Origin of the sequence: Mesorhizobium sp. M0019 (assembly GCF_040323975.1) — a bacterium.
Classification (GTDB): Bacteria; Pseudomonadota; Alphaproteobacteria; order Rhizobiales; family Rhizobiaceae; genus Mesorhizobium.
Genome location: NZ_JAMYVK010000005.1, coordinates 81,473 through 96,556 on the forward strand (window position 1 = coordinate 81,473; position 15,084 = coordinate 96,556).

Consider the following 15,084-nt stretch of genomic DNA (forward strand, 5'->3'; position numbering starts at 1 on the left):
GTTTGTGAAGAATTATTATAGCTCTGGCATGGTGAAGATTGGCATGCCTTGGCCCTGTTTTGATGGGCCAGGACGTGCCTCAGACGCAAATGGGGTCGACTGTTATTCGGCAGACAGAACGGGCTTTGGTAGCCGGCGGCCTAGGCGGAAGCGTTCAGGCTCTGCCCTTCAGGAACTCGATCACCATTGCCGCGGTCCAGGTGAAGCGATTGCCGCCGAGCGGCTCGCCGCTGAGGGGATCGTAATATTCGGCAAAACCGCTCTCGGCGATCAGCTCGAGACTGGATTGCGTGATCCGTTGTGCGATTTGGCTGTGGCCGGCGGCGGCAAGGCCGTCGGCGATCATGTAGTTGACCACCAGCCAGACCGGGCCGCGCCAGTAGCGCTTTGGGTCGAAGCGCCCATCCTCAGGATCGTGCGACGGGACGATGTAACGCGCTTTGCCGGCGATGCGCTCGATCGTTGCAGCGATGGTCGCTGCCCGGCTTTCCGGGATGGCCGAAAATACCGACAGAATGCCGCCGACCGACGCGCTGTCAACATGCTTTCCGGCCACTCGGTCGAAACAAATGTACTGGCCATGCGCGTCGCTCCACAGCCGTTCCATTGCCGAAAGCCCCTTTTCGGCACGGGCGCGATTGGCTTCTGCGATTTCGGTTTCGCCAAGTGCCTCGGCGAGATCGGCAAGGTCGGCGGCGGAACGGATCAGGATGGCGTTGAAGCCGGGATCGACGACCTGGAATGGCGAGACATCGTGCAGCCGGGCATTATCCCAGCCAAGCCCGCGGAAATGCTGCAACAGCCAGACATAGCGGTCATACTGTGCCTTGGTTGGACGATGCGCCGGATCGGCGTGCAGGATGTCGCGGCGCGTGTAGGGCTCGACGCCTTCGGTCGGCACGCGCTCGAACGCCTCGTCCCAGTCGATCGAGTTGTCGCGGCCGGACTCCCATGGGTGGATTATGGCGACCAGCCCTTCGCCGTCCGGGTCGCGATTTTCGTAGAACCAGCGGTGCCAGGCATCGATTTTCGGCAACAGCGCGCGGGCGCGCTCGGCCGCCAGGGTCTTGTCCTTGGCCTGGTCGAACAAGCGGCGCACGGCAAAGCCGGCGACCGCCGGCTGGGTGATGCCGGAGGTGGCAGTCGGGCGGTTGGTTCGCCAGACCTCCGGCCCGGGGAAATAGCCGTCGCTCCAGACATGGAAGACGATGTGCGGCACCATGCCGTCTGGCCATTGGTGGGCGAACAGCGTGTCGATCTCGGTCCAGGCGCGCCCCTCGTCATAGTGGGCAAGGCCGAGCGCGGTCAGGCAGGAATCCCAGTTCCACTGAAACGGGTAGAGCCCCTTGGTCGGTATGGTATAGGTGCCTTGGTCATTTTCCCTGAGCACCTCGACGGCGCGGGCGATGGTTTGGTCGACAGCAAGAGATATCATCGGGGCGTTCGTACTTTCAGAATCGAAGGGGATCAAAGGCGTTGGTGGTTTCGGGATCGAACCAGCGGACGCGATCGGGTTTGGGCGAAAGCCGCAAGTGATCGCCGACGGCGACCGTGGCATTCGATTCGAGGATGGCGCGGAACAGGCCGCCCTCGACGTCGCAGGTGACCAGCGTGTGCGGTCCGAGCGGCTCGACAACGCGCACGGTGGCGTTAACACCTTCGTTGCCGGCGTCCACATCCTCGGGGCGAATGGCGAATTCTATCGTCCGCTTGTCCGATTTGGGGCCGGGCAGCGTCAGCCCGGCGACGGTCCAACTGCCGTCGGCCGTCTTCGTCGCCGGGATGAAATTCATCGGCGGGTTGCCGATGAAGGAGCCGACGAAGCGGGCCGCCGGATTGCGGTAGACCTCTACCGGCGAGGCGGCCTGGACGATACGGCCCTGATGCATGACGGCGATGCGGTCGGCGAGGCTCATCGCCTCGACCTGGTCGTGGGTAACGTAGATGGTGGTGGTCTTGGACGCCGCGAGCACACCTTTGAGCTCGGCGCGCATTTCGAGCCGCAGCAGCGCGTCTAGGTTGGACAGCGGCTCGTCCATCAAGATCACGTCAGGCTCCATCGCCAGGGCCCGGGCCACAGCCACGCGTTGGCGCTGACCGCCGGAAAGCTGGCCCGAATAGCGCTTCAAAAGCTGTTCGATATGCATGAGCTCGGCGGTGCGGTTGACGCGCCTGTCGACCTCCTGCTGCGGCAGCTTCTTCATGCGCAGGCCGAAGGCGATATTCTCGAATACCGTCAGGTGCGGAAACACGGCGTAATTCTGGAACACCATAGCGATGCCGCGTTCGCGCGGCGGCAGATGGTCGACGCGACGGCCGCCGATCCAGACCTCGCCCTGGCTTGGCGTTTCCAGCCCGGCGACGATCCTCAGCAGCGTGGTCTTGCCGCAACCCGAGGCGCCAAGCAGCACCATGAATTCCTGGTCGGCGATGGTCAGGTCGATCGAATGCAGCGCGGTGAAGCCGCCGAAACGTTTTGCCACCTGCTCGATGACGATCTCAGCCATCGGCGTTCTCTTTTGTGCGCGTCATCGGTTGGCGATCCCCCACATGGCGAACAGATATTTGCGAACGGCGAAGATGAAGATCAGCGCCGGAATGACCAGTGCCGCGCCACCGGCAAATTTGAGGTAGAGCGGCGATTCGCCGAGGCTCTGCAACAGGAAGGCGGTCAGCGTCCGGTTCTCTATGGTGAGCACTGCGGCCGCAAACACCTCGTTCCAGGAGATGGTGAAGGCAAACACCGCCGACGCCGCGATGCCCGGCAGCGCCAGCGGCAGAATGACTTTTCGGAATGCCTGCAATCTCGTGCAGCCGAGCGTCCAGGCCGCCTCCTCCAGCTCGACGGGAATGCCGGAGAACAGCGAGAAGGTGATCAGCACCGCAAACGGCAGCGCCAGCGTGGTGTGGACCAGCGCCAGCCCGATCGCGGTGTCGTCGAGGCCGGTGCGGATGAACATCACCGCCAGCGGCAGCGCCAGCAGCGGCAGCGGGAAGGCGCGGGTCATCAGCACAAGGAAACGGAACGTTTCCTTGCCCGGGAATTCGAAGCGCGACAGCGCGTAGCCCGCGGGTGCGCCGAAGCCGATCGAGAGGAGCATCGTCAGCGTGGCGACGAGAACGGAGTTCCACAGCGCCTTGGCGACGCCGGCGAAATTGATGAAGAAAGAAAGGCTGCCGAAATCGAATGACGGGAAGAAGCGCTTGGGAAAGGCGGTCACCTCTTCCGGCGACGACAGCGCGTTGACGATCAACAGATAGATCGGCAGCAGCACCCAGACGCAAAGCAGGATGACCGTTGCGACCAGCAACCAGTTGCCGGCTTTGCGGGCCTCAGGCGCGGCGATCGAGAGCTCCGCGACAGTGCTCATATGCGAGTCTCCTTCGGCACACGCAGCACCCGCAGGAAGAACAGCGTGAAGCCGATCGAGATGGCGAGGATGAACAGCGCCATGGCGGCGGCGACATTGTGGTCCTGCAGCGTGAACTGCCAATTGTAGGTCTCGCCCATCAGCACCGGCAGATTGGTGCCGCCGAGTGCTGCAACCACGGCAAAGACCTCAAAGGCAAGGATGACGCGCAGGATGATCGCCGTCTGCAGGCTTGGGCGCAGCAGAGGCAGCGTGATCTTGATGAAGCGCTTCCACGGGCTAGCGCCAAAGACCTCCGCCGCCTCGTAGTATTCCCGGGGGATCAGCCCCATGCCGGCGACCAGAATGACCATCATGATGGCGGTCGCGCGCCAGATCTCAGCCAGCGCCACGGCGATGAAGATCGTCAGCTTGCTCTGGTAGCCGAGGAACATAACCGGCCTGTCGATGACGCCGAGATTGGAGAGCAAGGTGTTCAGGAAGCCGGACTGGTCGAAGATGGCGAGCCAGATCAGCCCGGCGGCGAGATCGGAGATGCCGAGCGGAATAGCGAAGATGTAAAGCGCAGCGCTGCGCCCGGTTTCAAGCCGCGACACCACCGTTGCCATCAGCAGCGCCATCACCAGTTGGATCGGCACGAGGATGGCGCTCAGCAGCAGCGTATTGCGGACAGTGACCGGAAACTTCCAGCTGCCCGCGATGGTGCGGAAATTGTCGAGCGTAAAGCCGCCGTCGCGGGTGAACGCCTCGAAGGCGACCAACACGAACGGGTAGAGGAAAAAGACACAGAGGAACAGCGTCGCCGGCGTCAGCAGCAGATAGGGCAGGGCCTTGCTGTGCATGGAGCGCTCTCTATTCGAAGCTTCAAAAGGGGTGGGCGCCCGGCGCGCTGGAAATCCGGACGCCCGGGAGGATTCTTAATCGACCGGGCAGGCGCCTTGCGAGGGCTTGTCGGGCGCCCAGCATGGCGCCTTCGCCTGGTCGATGATCGCCTTCAGCGCCGTCGCCTGTTCGTCGAGCACGCCGTGCACATCCTCGCCGCCGAGCACGATGCGCTCGAAGCTGTCGGTGTAGATCTGATTGAACTTGCCACCGAGGCCGCCAAGTCCCATCGGCAGCAGCGCCGGCAACGCATCGGGAGCTCCGGTCATGGTGGCGATCACTGGGCTGAAGGCCTTCACCGAGGCCGGCATGTCGTCGGGCAGCTTGACGTCGACGATGGGGAAGAAGTTTGTCGCCTTCAGCGTCGCGATCTGGGTTTCCGGTTTCAGCATATAGGCGACCAGCGCCTTGGCCTTGTCCATGTCAGGCGAGGTCTTCGGGATAGCGACACCGGCCACCACCGGCATGTAGCCGCGGCCTGCCGGGCCAGCCGGCGCCGGGAAGGCGACAAACTCGTCGGGTTTCTGGTTGAAGGCGTCGGCGAGGCGCGCCACGTGATCGAATGCCACCCAGACTTCGCCGGTCAGCAGCGGCTCCTGCATGAAGGCATAGTTGGTCGAATTCGGGTTGGTGTATTGCCACAATTCCTTGAACTTATTCCACGCCGTCTCGGCCTCCGCCGAGCGGAACTTCGTCACCATCGAGCCGGTATACGATGGAAGGAGAAAACCCTCGAAGAAACGGTGCTTCAGCCCTTTCGGGCCGGCCGGAAAACCGAATTTGGGCGAACCGGTCTTTTCAGCGATGTTTTTCGCCCACTCGATCAGTTGGTCATAAGTGATGGTGTTGAGATCGGTGCCGGCCGGCAGATATTGCAGCGCCTGTTTGTTGGCCGCCATCAGAAAGGTGGCCTGCATCCATGGCAGGTACTTCTGCTCGCCGGTGCCGAGCATGCCGAGCTTCTTGTAGGTCTCGTTGACCTTGACGCCACCGAGATCGACGCCAGAGAGATCGACAAGGTTCGCGCCGACGGTGGAGAAGTCTCCGTGCAGGCCGCCGAGCACGCCTATGGTGCCGGAGCCGGCCTGCAGTTCGGCCTGAAGGCGGGTGAGCCAGGGCCCGTCCTCGGCGACCTGATAGTCGACCTGGCCGTCAAACCCCTTCAGCACTTCGCTGCGCATCTTCTGTGTCTCTTCCACTGGTCGCGCCTGTGTCGACCAGAACAACACCTGCTGGGCTTGTGCTGCGCCGGCAGCAAGCGACAACGCCAGCACCGCACCTGCCAATGTCCTCAACGCATTCATCGTCGTCTTCCTCCCTGGTTGTGCGCCGCTAAGGCGTCAGTTCCGTCCTGTGGGTGCCGGGCCATGGCTTGCCCGCGAGACAAGTGTCGGCCGGACCAGCCGCGTCAGTGGCGCGTCCGGCCTGTCGCCGATGACGGTCAGCAGCATCTCGCCGATCTCGCGCGCGCACCGGCGGATCGAGGCGTCGAAAGTGGTCAGCCCCGGCGGCGCATAGGCGGAGGCGGCTATGTTGTCGAAGCCGATCACCGAAAGGTCGCGAGGAATGGCAAGTCCGGCGCGCCCCGCCTCTTCCATCACAGTCAGCGCCAGCTCGTCGAACAGCGCGACAATCGCCGTCGGCCGCTCGGTGGCGTGCAGAAGCCGGTTGATTGCCTGGATGCGGGCACCGCGATCGAAACGCGGCGCCGTCGCCACATCGAGCCTGACGGACGGATCGCCCCGGCGGGCGATCGCGGCGGCGAGCCCGTCCTGTCTGAGATGGCGAAATGTCATCGGCTCGGAAATCGTCACCAGGCCGAAATGGCGGTGTCCGAGATCGTAGAGCATGTCGAAGGCCTCGCCGAATGCGTGCGCGCCATCGGTATCGAGCCAATGGTAGGCAAAGTCGCCGTCGAGCAGCCGGCCATGCGCGACGAACGGGAAATTGCGGTGACGCAGATAGGCAAGCCGCTCGTCCACCTCGGCGATGCGGGTGACGACGACGCCGTCGGCGCGTCCGGATTCGACGACATGGCGAAGCACGGAAAGTTCCGACTGGCCTTGCGCTGCTGCGGCCAGGATCAGGTCGGAGCCGTGCGAAACCAGCCCTTCGCCCAATCCGGTGACGAATTCGCCGAGGAAGGAATCGACCAGATTGGGACCGCGGATCGGCAGTACCATGCCGACGAAGCCGCTGCGGCCGGAGACCAGCGTGCGGGCTGCGGTGTTCGGCACGTAGCCGGCCTGGCGCGCGGCCTCGGTGACACGTTGGCGCGTTTTCAAGGCGATCTGCTCGTGGCCGGCAAGGGCGCGCGAAACGGTCGTGATCGACAGGCCGAGTTGCGCAGCAAGTTCCTTGAGGGTCGTAACGCGGGCCGGCATCGTTCCTCCCGAACGAAGTATGAAACGTTTGTAATCACTTCAAGCGAAATTGCAAACGTTTTAAATGGCGCGCGGTCGGTGTTGTTTCTTGCGCGTTGGTTAGCGCGGCTCTATTCGGCCCCGGCCGGCAAGCTCCTGGCCGGAGATTTAAACGCAGCGGTTGCTTGACTCGGGCGACGCCTTGTGAAAAATTTTGCAGCAACTGATAAAAATATCAAAGGGCGGAAATGGTTGGTTTTGGCAACGGCCTGCTGCGCGACGATGAGACCGGCATGGCAGCCCGTGCCGCCTGGCTTCACTATGCCGGCGGCCTGACCCAGTCGGAGGTCGCCAAACGGCTTGGCCTGACCAGTCTCAAGGCGCATCGCCTGATCACCAAGGCCAATCAGGAAGGCCTGGTCAAAGTCTACATCGACGGCGAAGTCTCCGAATGCGTGGAGCTTGAGGATGAGTTGTCCGGCCGGTACGGCCTCGACTACTGCGAGGTGGTTCCGGACTTCGATGCCGAAGACCTGCCGCTCAAGGCGCTCGGCATTGCTGGCGCGCAGTTTCTCAAGCGCGAGATCGAACGCGGCGAAGAGGCGCTGATCGGCGTCGGCCACGGCCGCACGCTTGCCGCCTGCGTGGAATATCTGCCGCGCATATCGGCCGGCAGGATCCGTTTCGTCTCGCTGCTTGGCGGCCTGACGCGCAAGTTCTCGGCCAATCCGCATGACGTCATCCACCGCGTCGCCGAGCGGACTGGTGCGGAGGCCTATGTGATGCCCGTACCGATGTTCGCCAACACGGTCGAGGATCGAACGGTGTTGCTCGGGCAGAAAGGCGTCAGCGATGTCTTCGACCTCGCCAAGTCCGCCGACCTGCTCATCGCCGGCATCGGCACCGCCGAACGTGAGGCCTCGCTTGTCGCCACCGGTATGATCGAGAAGGGCGAGATGGAGGAGATCCGCCGCAACGGCGGTGTCGGCGAACTGCTCGGCCATTTCTTCGACGATGCCGGAAAGGCCGTTGCGACGACGCTTTCCGACCGGGCGCTGGCACTGGCGCGCGAAGACATCAGCAACCGCAGGATTGTCGCCGTCGCCGGCGGCAAGGTGAAGGTTCGCGCCATCAAGTCAGTGCTGGAGGGCCGTTATCTCAAAGGCTTGATAACCGACGAGCGGACGGCGCGATCGCTCGTGGAACAGACGCCGGTCGGGTAGCCGGCAACCATTTCGTTGAAACTACCCTGTGGAGGAGAAGAGAAATGCATGAGAAAGAGAAAGACCTCATCGACGCATTCCTGCGTGGACAAGTCGACCGCCGTGGGCTGATCAAGGGCCTCGGTGCAATGGGCCTTGCCGCCAGCACCGCCGGCACACTGCTCAATTTCGGGCAGACCCGCGCCCTGGCGGCTGATTTCGACTGGCAGGCGCATAAGGGCAAAACCATCAAGCTGCTGCTCAACAAGCATCCTTACGCCGATGCGATGATTGCCAACCTCGACAATTTCAAGAAGCTGACCGGCATGGAAGTCGTCTATGACGTGTTCCCCGAAGACGTCTATTTCGACAAGGTTACCGCCGCGCTGTCGGCCAGCTCGCCCGAATACGATGCCTTCATGACCGGCGCCTACATGACCTGGACCTACGGTCCGGCCGGCTGGATCACCGACCTCAACGAATGGATCAAGGATTCGGCCAAGACCAACCCGAAATATGCCTGGGACGACTTCCTGCCCGGCGTCAGAAAGTCCTGCGCCTGGAACGGCCAGCCGGGCGGAGTGCTCGGTTCGGAAGACGCCAAGCAGTGGTGCATTCCGTGGGGCTTCGAGCAGAACAACATCACCTACAACAAGGGCATGTTCGACAAGGTCGGCGTCAGCGTTCCCGGCAATATGGATGAGATGGTCGCTACGGCGGCGAAGCTCACCAAGGACGTCGGTGGCGGCGTCTACGGCATCGGCGTGCGCGGCTCGCGCTCCTGGGCGACGATCCACCCGGGATTCCTGTCGGCTTACGCCAATTTCGACCAGAAGGACCTGAACGTCTCGGCTGACGGCAAGCTGTCGGCCGCGATGAGCACCGCCGAATCCAAGGCTTTCCACAAGCAGTGGGTCCAGATGATCCAGGAGAGCGGCCCGAAGGACTGGTCGACCTACACCTGGTATCAGGTCGGCACCGATCTCGGTGCAGGTGCTTCGGCGATGATTTACGACGCCGACATCCTTGGCTACTTCATGAATGGCGGCGACAACAAGATGGCCGGCAAGCTCGCCTTTTCGGCATTCAAGGCCAATCCTGCCGCCAAGGCGCCGACGCCCAATATCTGGATCTGGTCGCTGTCGATGTCCAACTTCTCCAAGGACAAGGACGCCACCTGGTACTTCATGCAATGGGCATCCGGACCCGAGCATGCATTGTTCGGTGCGACCAAGATGGACTTCGTCAATCCGGTTCGTCAGTCGGTCTGGAACGACGAGATGTTCCGCGAGAAGCTGAACAAGAGCTATCCGGGTTATGTCGAGATGTTCGACGTCTCGGCGCCGGGCGCCAGCATCAAGTTCACCCCGCAGCCGCTGTTCTTCGATCTCACCACCGAATGGGCGGCGACGCTGCAGAAGATGGTGGCCAAGGAAGTGCCGGTCGACGAGGGTCTCGACAAGCTGGCCGAGAGCATCAACAGCCAGCTCAAGGAAGCCGGGCTCGGCTAACCCGCGGCCAAGGCTGGCCCGTCCGCGGGCCAGCCTTTGAGATGTGATACGTTTGCGACGCGGTCCCGAAAGGTGCCGCCTGCTCGCCCGACCGGCCGCCTTGCTCCCTTGGGCGGCCGGGACGGCGAAGCAACAGGATGACGGAGCAGCCGATGACTGCGGCGACAATACAAAGAAACAGGCCGTCGGGCTTCAGGATCAGCAAGCGGGTGCTGCCCTATCTCCTCAGCCTGCCGGCTCTGCTGGTCTGCATCGGCATCCTGATCCCGTTCCTGACGTCGGTGGTCTATTCGTTCCAGCGCTACCGGTTGAGCCAACCCTGGGCGCGGCAGTTCAACTGGGGCGACAACTATATCTCCTTCTTCACCGACCCGAAGTTCTGGAACACGCTGGAGATCTCGCTGCTCTACGCCGGCATCACCGTTGTGCTTGAACTGCTTCTCGGTCTCGGCATCGCCATGCTGCTGCAAAAGCGCTCGACGCTGAACAACTTCATCTCGATCATGCTGCTGATGCCGCTGATGACGGCGCCGGCGCTCGCCGCGCTGATGTGGAAGCTGATGACCAATCCCGGTTTCGGCGTGCTCAGCTATCTCGCCAGCCTGATCGGGTTGCAGGATTTCCGCTGGGCCTCGTCTCCGTCGACGGCGCTGCTCACCGTCGTGCTCGTCGACATTTGGGTCTACACCCCCTTCATCATGATCCTGCTGCTTGCAGGCCTGCGCAGCCTGCCGACGCAGCCCTTCGAGGCGGCAGCACTCGACGGCGTGCCACGCAGCTTCGTCTTCTTCCGCATCACACTGCCGATGCTGACCCCCTACATCCTGACGGCGACCCTGTTCCGCCTGCTCGATTCCATCCAGCAGTTCGACATCATCTACGCCATGACGCAGGGCGGTCCGGGCGACACGCTGACCGTGTTCCAGGTCGAGGCCTATCTCAATTTCTTCCAGTCGACCAATGTCGGCCGCTCGGCGGCACTGATGATCATCCTGTGGGCGATCACCTATTTCCTCTCGAACATTTTCATCAAGAACTGGCTGCGACTGCGCGAACGCGCCCGCGGCCAGGCATAGGAGGCTGGCGTGGAACACACCTCGCTTCTCGAACGCATCCTGCGCGGCATTGCCCTGGCGCTGGTCGTGATCTTCTTCATGTTCCCGATCGTCTGGATCCTGATGATGTCGTTCCAGACCAATGAGACAATCCTGCGGATTCCGCCGCAGCTTGTCTTCGAGCCGACGCTCGCCAACTACACTGCCTTGATCACCGGCAAGCTGATGACGGCGGCCGGCACGCTCGACATCGCCTTCATGCGCAACCTCTGGAATTCCGTCTTCCTGTCGGTCACCTCGGTTGCCGTCGCGTTGCTGCTCGGCGTTCCGGCGGCCTACGCCTTTGCGCGGCACAAATTCCGCGGCTCGGAGGACATTGCCTTTACGCTGCTGTCGTTCCGGTTTGCGCCGGCGCTGCTGGTGCTCCTGCCGCTCACCCTCTATTTCCAGAAGCTCGGGCTGGCCAACACCTATATCGGGCTGATTTGGGTCTATCAGTTGATCTGCCTGCCGTTGATCCTGTGGATTGTGCGCGGCTATTTCGAGGACATTCCCGCCGACATCGAATACGCCTACCGCATTGCCGGACATTCCTGGTTTGCCACCTTCCGCAAGATCGCGCTGCCGCTCGCCGGCCCAGGCATTGCCGCTGCCGGTCTGCTCGCCTTCATCTTTGCCTGGAACAATTTCGTTTTTGCGCTGGTGCTCGCCTCGGCCGACAAGCAGCCGGTGACGGTCGGCGCGCTCGCCTTCATCACCTCCTCGGGCATCCAGTATGGCCAGATCTCGGCGGCGATCGTGCTGTCGATCACGCCAACGCTGGCGCTCGCGCTCTATGCGCAACGCTATCTCGTCGAAGGCCTGTCGCTTGGCGCGGTGAAAGGATAGTCCGATGGCAAGCCTCGAACTGCGAAACATCGTCAAGCGCTATAAAAGCCAGACTGTTCTCGACAATCTGTCGCTGACCGTCGCCGACGGCGAAACGCTGGTCCTGTTCGGGCCGTCCGGCGCCGGCAAGACCGTGCTGCTGCGGCTGGTGGCCGGCGTCATCGACCCCGACGAGGGAAAGATACTCATCGGCGGCGAGGACATGACCGATCTCGACGCCGAGTTCCGCGGCGTCGGCATGGCATTTCAGAACTTCGCGCTGTTCCCGCATATGACGGCGTTCGATAACATTGCGACGCCGCTGCAGGCGAAGCACTCATCGCAAGGCACGATAAAGACCGGCGTCGAGAGCGTCGCCAAGCTGTTGAAAATCGGCCATGTGCTCAGCCACAAGCCGCGGGCGCTGTCCAATGGCCAGAAGCAACGCACCGCGCTTGCCCGCGCCCTGGTCGGCTCGCCGCCGCTGCTGCTGCTCGATGATCCCTTGCGCAACGTCGATGCCAAATTGCGCTTCGAAATGCGGCTGGAATTGCCAAGACTGCTGGCGGATCGCGGCGCGACCGTCATCTACGTCACCCAGGACTACAAGGAAGCGATGGCGCTCGGCGACCGCATCGCGGTGATGTCGCAGGGCGTCGTCAAACAGCTCGGCACGCCCGAGCAGATCTATCGCGAGCCGGCCAATGTCGAGATTGCCCGGCTGTTCGGCGACCCGACCATCAACCTTCTGGACGTCAAGCCGGCGCGGGACGCCAAGGGCATCTATGTCGGCCTGTCCAACGTCCAGGTCCATCTTGCCGGCGCTCATGAGGCGGCGGTCGGCCGTGACTGCGTGATCGGTTTGCGGCCGGAGGCGCTGGCGTTTGTCGATGAACGCACGCTCGGCGCCATCCCGGTGACGGTCGAGGCTGAGACGCCGCTCAACGAGAAGATCGTCACGCTGGTGCGCACCGTGCGCGGCCGTGAAATTCTGGTTTCGCGTCCTTCCGGGACACCGGGCCAATCCGAGGGCAAGGTCTACATTGCCGTCGACAGTAAAAGCGCCCTTTTGTTCGATCGCACAAGCGGCGAGCGCATCGGCTCGAAAAACGTCGTCAATTTGCGCAGCGGAGAAGCGGCATGAGCCCGACCGCAATCACCATTTCGGGCGTCGACAAATTCTACGGTCCGATCGACCGTGGCGTACATGCCGTCAAGAACCTGACGATGGAAATCGCCAAGGGCGAGATCGTGGCGCTGCTCGGCTCGTCCGGCTGCGGCAAGACCTCGACATTGCGTATGATCGCAGGCTTCGAAGAGGTCTCGCGCGGTAGCATCTCGGTTGCCGGCCGCAAGGTGCACACGTTGCCGCCGGTCAGGCGCAACGTCGCAATGGCTTTCGAGGGTTATTCGCTCTACCCGCCGCTGACCGTGCGCGAGAACATGGCCTTCGCGCTCAAGGCCGCCAGGCTGGCGAAGAGTGCGGTCGATGCAAAGGTTGCCAACATCGCCAAGCTGCTCGAGATCGAGGACATTCTCGAGCGCTATCCGAGCTCGATCTCCGGCGGCCAGCAGCAGCGCGCCAGCCTCGGCCGGGCGCTGATCCGCGAGGCCGACCTGCATCTGCTGGACGAGCCGATGGGCCAGCTTGAGCCGCAGCTTCGCGCCGTGCTGCGCGGCCGCATCAAGCATTTCATCAAGGAGCGTGGCCTGACCGCGATTCTGGTCACCCACGACCAGACCGAGGCCAATGCGCTGGCCGATCGCATCGCTGTCATGGAGGGCGGCGTGCTGCAGCAGTTCGATACGCCTGACAGGCTCAAGGAGCGACCGGCAAACCTGTTCACCGGCACCTTCGTTGGCGAGCCGCCGATGAATGTCTTCGAGGCCTATGTCGGCACGGCTGCCGACAAGATCAGTCTCAAGCTGCCCGACGGGCTTTCGCTCGACTACGACAAGGATGCGTTCAGCGGCCCGGTTCGCGACGAATTGCTCAACCGGCAGCGCGTCGTCATCGGCGTCAGGCCCTATGCGGTCCGCCGCTCGAAGGATGGTGTGCCGGCGACGGTTTCGGCCAATCAATGGCTCGGCGACCAGACCCATATCGCCGCCGATTTCGCCGGCGGTTCGCTGGTCCTGGTCGAACATGACCGAACCCGCTTGGAGCTTGGCGCGCCGATCAAGATCAGCATCGATCCGAAAAACCTTCACGTCTTCGATCAGGCGAGCGGCAATGCCATTTCGCACGGCACGGAGCTTGCTTGATGCAGGATGTGCTGATCGGCATCGACGCCGGCACGTCTGTCATAAAATCCGTCGCCTTTGACACGGCGGGCAGGCAGATCGCGTCCGCCGCGCTGCCCAATAAATACGAGACACTGCCGGGCGGCGGCGCCGAGCAGGACCTGACACGCACCTGGGCCGATACCGCGATGACCTTGCGCGAGCTTGCCGACAAGGTGCCGGATCTCGCCAGCCGGACCATTGCCATCGCCGTGACCGGGCAGGGCGACGGTACCTGGCTGATCGACAAGGATGGCGAGCCGGTTGCCAAGGGCTGGCTGTGGCTCGACGCGCGCGCTGCCGCGGTCGTCGAGGAGATCCGCGCGCGGCCGGAGGACCGGCTGCGCTTCGAAAAGACCGGCAGCGGGCTCGCTGCCTGCCAGCAGGGATCGCAGTTCGTGTTCATGAAGCGCCACATGCCCGCGATGCTTGCCAATGCAGCGACGGCGTTCCACTGCAAGGACTGGCTCTATTTCAAGTTGACCGGCCACCGCGCCACCGACCCGTCCGAGGGCACCTTCACCTTCGGCGACTTCCGCACGCGCGGCTATTGCGATGATGTGCTCGAGGTACTCGGCGTCACCGATCTCCGGCATCTGTTGCCGCCCATCGTCGATGGCACCAGGCAAAGCACCTCGCTGTCGGTGGCAGCAGCCGATGCGACCGGCCTGCTCGCCGGCACACCGGTCGTTCTGGCCTATGTCGATGTCGCCTGCACGGCGCTTGGCGCCGGCCTGTTCGATCGCGAGCGCAAGCCGGGATGCTCGATCATCGGTTCCACCGGCATGCATATGCGGCTTGCCGAAACACCGGACGAGGTGCTGCTCAACGAGGCTGCAACCGGCTACACGATGACGATGCCGGCACCGGGCGTCTTTGCGCAGATGCAGTCGAACATGGCGGCAACGCTCAACATCGACTGGGTCCTTGGCCTCGCCTCCGGCATTCTCGCCTCGCAAGGCATCACGCGGACCAATGGCGAGATGATCGCACTGGTCGACCAGTGGATATCGTCGTCCGAGCCAGGCTCGCTGCTCTACCAGCCGTATGTCTCGGAGGCGGGCGAGCGCGGCCCGTTCGTCGATGCCAATGCCAGGGCCGGCTTCGTCGGCATTTCGTCCAGGCACGGCTATGCCGACATGGTTCGTGCGGTGTTCGAGGGGCTGGCTTTCGCGGCACGCGATTGCTACGCCGCCATGGGGCCACTGCCCAAGGAAATCCGCCTGACCGGCGGAGCGGCCAGGAGCCCGGCTCTGCGCAAGATCCTGGGTGCTGCGGTCGGAGCCGACATTCGCACCAGCGAGCGCGAGGAGGCCGGTGCTGCGGGCGCCGCAATGATTGCTGCGGTCTGCGTCGGCCAATACGCATCGATGGACGATTGCGTCAGCGAATGGGTCACGCCTTTGCTCCGTACGGCCGAACCCAGCGATCGGAAACTTGCCGCTGCCTATGAGGCGATGGCTCCGTCCTACACATTGGCGCATGAGGCGCTGCGGCCGGTCTGGCGCTCGATGGCCGCGTCCAGGCAAACCGACGTGAATTGAGAAGAG

13 protein-coding genes are annotated in these 15,084 nt (G+C 63.1%); 7 read left to right on the forward strand and 6 right to left on the reverse strand.

The window, feature by feature from the left end:
* Positions 1 to 154 precede the first annotated feature (154 nt).
* From NKK47_RS05840 to NKK47_RS05865, 6 genes are all read right to left on the reverse strand, one after another.
* On the reverse strand, positions 155 to 1,435 hold the full coding sequence (locus NKK47_RS05840) for an amylo-alpha-1,6-glucosidase (RefSeq protein WP_352575553.1): 1,281 nt from the start codon (positions 1,433 to 1,435) through the stop codon (positions 155 to 157).
* 16 nt (positions 1,436 to 1,451) lie between these two features.
* Positions 1,452 to 2,507, reverse strand: coding sequence for an ABC transporter ATP-binding protein (locus NKK47_RS05845; protein WP_352575555.1), 1,056 nt, complete (start codon positions 2,505 to 2,507; stop codon positions 1,452 to 1,454).
* 21 nt (positions 2,508 to 2,528) lie between these two features.
* Positions 2,529 to 3,371, reverse strand: a complete 843-nt coding sequence (locus NKK47_RS05850; RefSeq protein WP_023676032.1) for a carbohydrate ABC transporter permease — start codon at positions 3,369 to 3,371, stop codon at positions 2,529 to 2,531.
* A complete protein-coding gene (locus NKK47_RS05855) occupies positions 3,368 to 4,213 on the reverse strand; it encodes a carbohydrate ABC transporter permease (protein WP_352575557.1) in 846 nt (281 codons plus the stop codon). The genes NKK47_RS05850 and NKK47_RS05855 overlap by 4 nt, the downstream gene beginning before the upstream one ends.
* 75 nt (positions 4,214 to 4,288) lie before the next feature.
* Positions 4,289 to 5,557, reverse strand: a complete 1,269-nt coding sequence (locus tag NKK47_RS05860; protein ID WP_352575559.1) for an ABC transporter substrate-binding protein — start codon at positions 5,555 to 5,557, stop codon at positions 4,289 to 4,291.
* Positions 5,558 to 5,593: 36 nt separating this feature from the next.
* Positions 5,594 to 6,637 carry a LacI family DNA-binding transcriptional regulator gene (locus NKK47_RS05865; RefSeq protein ID WP_352575561.1) on the reverse strand — a complete coding sequence of 348 codons (1,044 nt, stop codon included), beginning with the start codon at positions 6,635 to 6,637 and terminating at the stop codon, positions 5,594 to 5,596.
* A gap of 227 nt (positions 6,638 to 6,864) precedes the next feature.
* Here NKK47_RS05865 and NKK47_RS05870 point away from each other — a divergent pair, with 227 nt between their 5' ends.
* From NKK47_RS05870 to NKK47_RS05900, 7 genes are all read left to right on the forward strand, one after another.
* A complete protein-coding gene (locus tag NKK47_RS05870; protein ID WP_023676028.1) occupies positions 6,865 to 7,839 on the forward strand; it encodes a sugar-binding transcriptional regulator in 975 nt (324 codons plus the stop codon).
* Positions 7,840 to 7,883: 44 nt separating this feature from the next.
* Positions 7,884 to 9,329: an ABC transporter substrate-binding protein gene (locus NKK47_RS05875; RefSeq protein ID WP_352575563.1), complete on the forward strand. Its 1,446-nt coding sequence runs from the start codon at positions 7,884 to 7,886 to the stop codon at positions 9,327 to 9,329.
* Positions 9,330 to 9,481: 152 nt separating this feature from the next.
* The gene (locus NKK47_RS05880) at positions 9,482 to 10,405 is read left to right on the forward strand and encodes a carbohydrate ABC transporter permease (protein ID WP_352452414.1); all 924 of its coding nucleotides are present in this window, start codon (positions 9,482 to 9,484) and stop codon (positions 10,403 to 10,405) included.
* 9 nt (positions 10,406 to 10,414) lie between these two features.
* On the forward strand, positions 10,415 to 11,272 hold the full coding sequence (locus NKK47_RS05885; RefSeq protein ID WP_023676025.1) for a carbohydrate ABC transporter permease: 858 nt from the start codon (positions 10,415 to 10,417) through the stop codon (positions 11,270 to 11,272).
* A gap of 4 nt (positions 11,273 to 11,276) precedes the next feature.
* Entirely contained in the window at positions 11,277 to 12,395 is a 1,119-nt protein-coding gene (locus NKK47_RS05890; protein ID WP_352502996.1) for an ABC transporter ATP-binding protein, read from the forward strand.
* Positions 12,392 to 13,516 (forward strand): ABC transporter ATP-binding protein, encoded by a 1,125-nt coding sequence (locus NKK47_RS05895; RefSeq protein WP_352575565.1) that lies wholly within the window; start codon positions 12,392 to 12,394, stop codon positions 13,514 to 13,516. The genes NKK47_RS05890 and NKK47_RS05895 overlap by 4 nt, the downstream gene beginning before the upstream one ends.
* Entirely contained in the window at positions 13,516 to 15,078 is a 1,563-nt protein-coding gene (locus NKK47_RS05900) for an FGGY-family carbohydrate kinase (protein ID WP_352575567.1), read from the forward strand. The genes NKK47_RS05895 and NKK47_RS05900 overlap by 1 nt, the downstream gene beginning before the upstream one ends.
* The last annotated feature ends 6 nt before the right edge of the window (positions 15,079 to 15,084 follow it).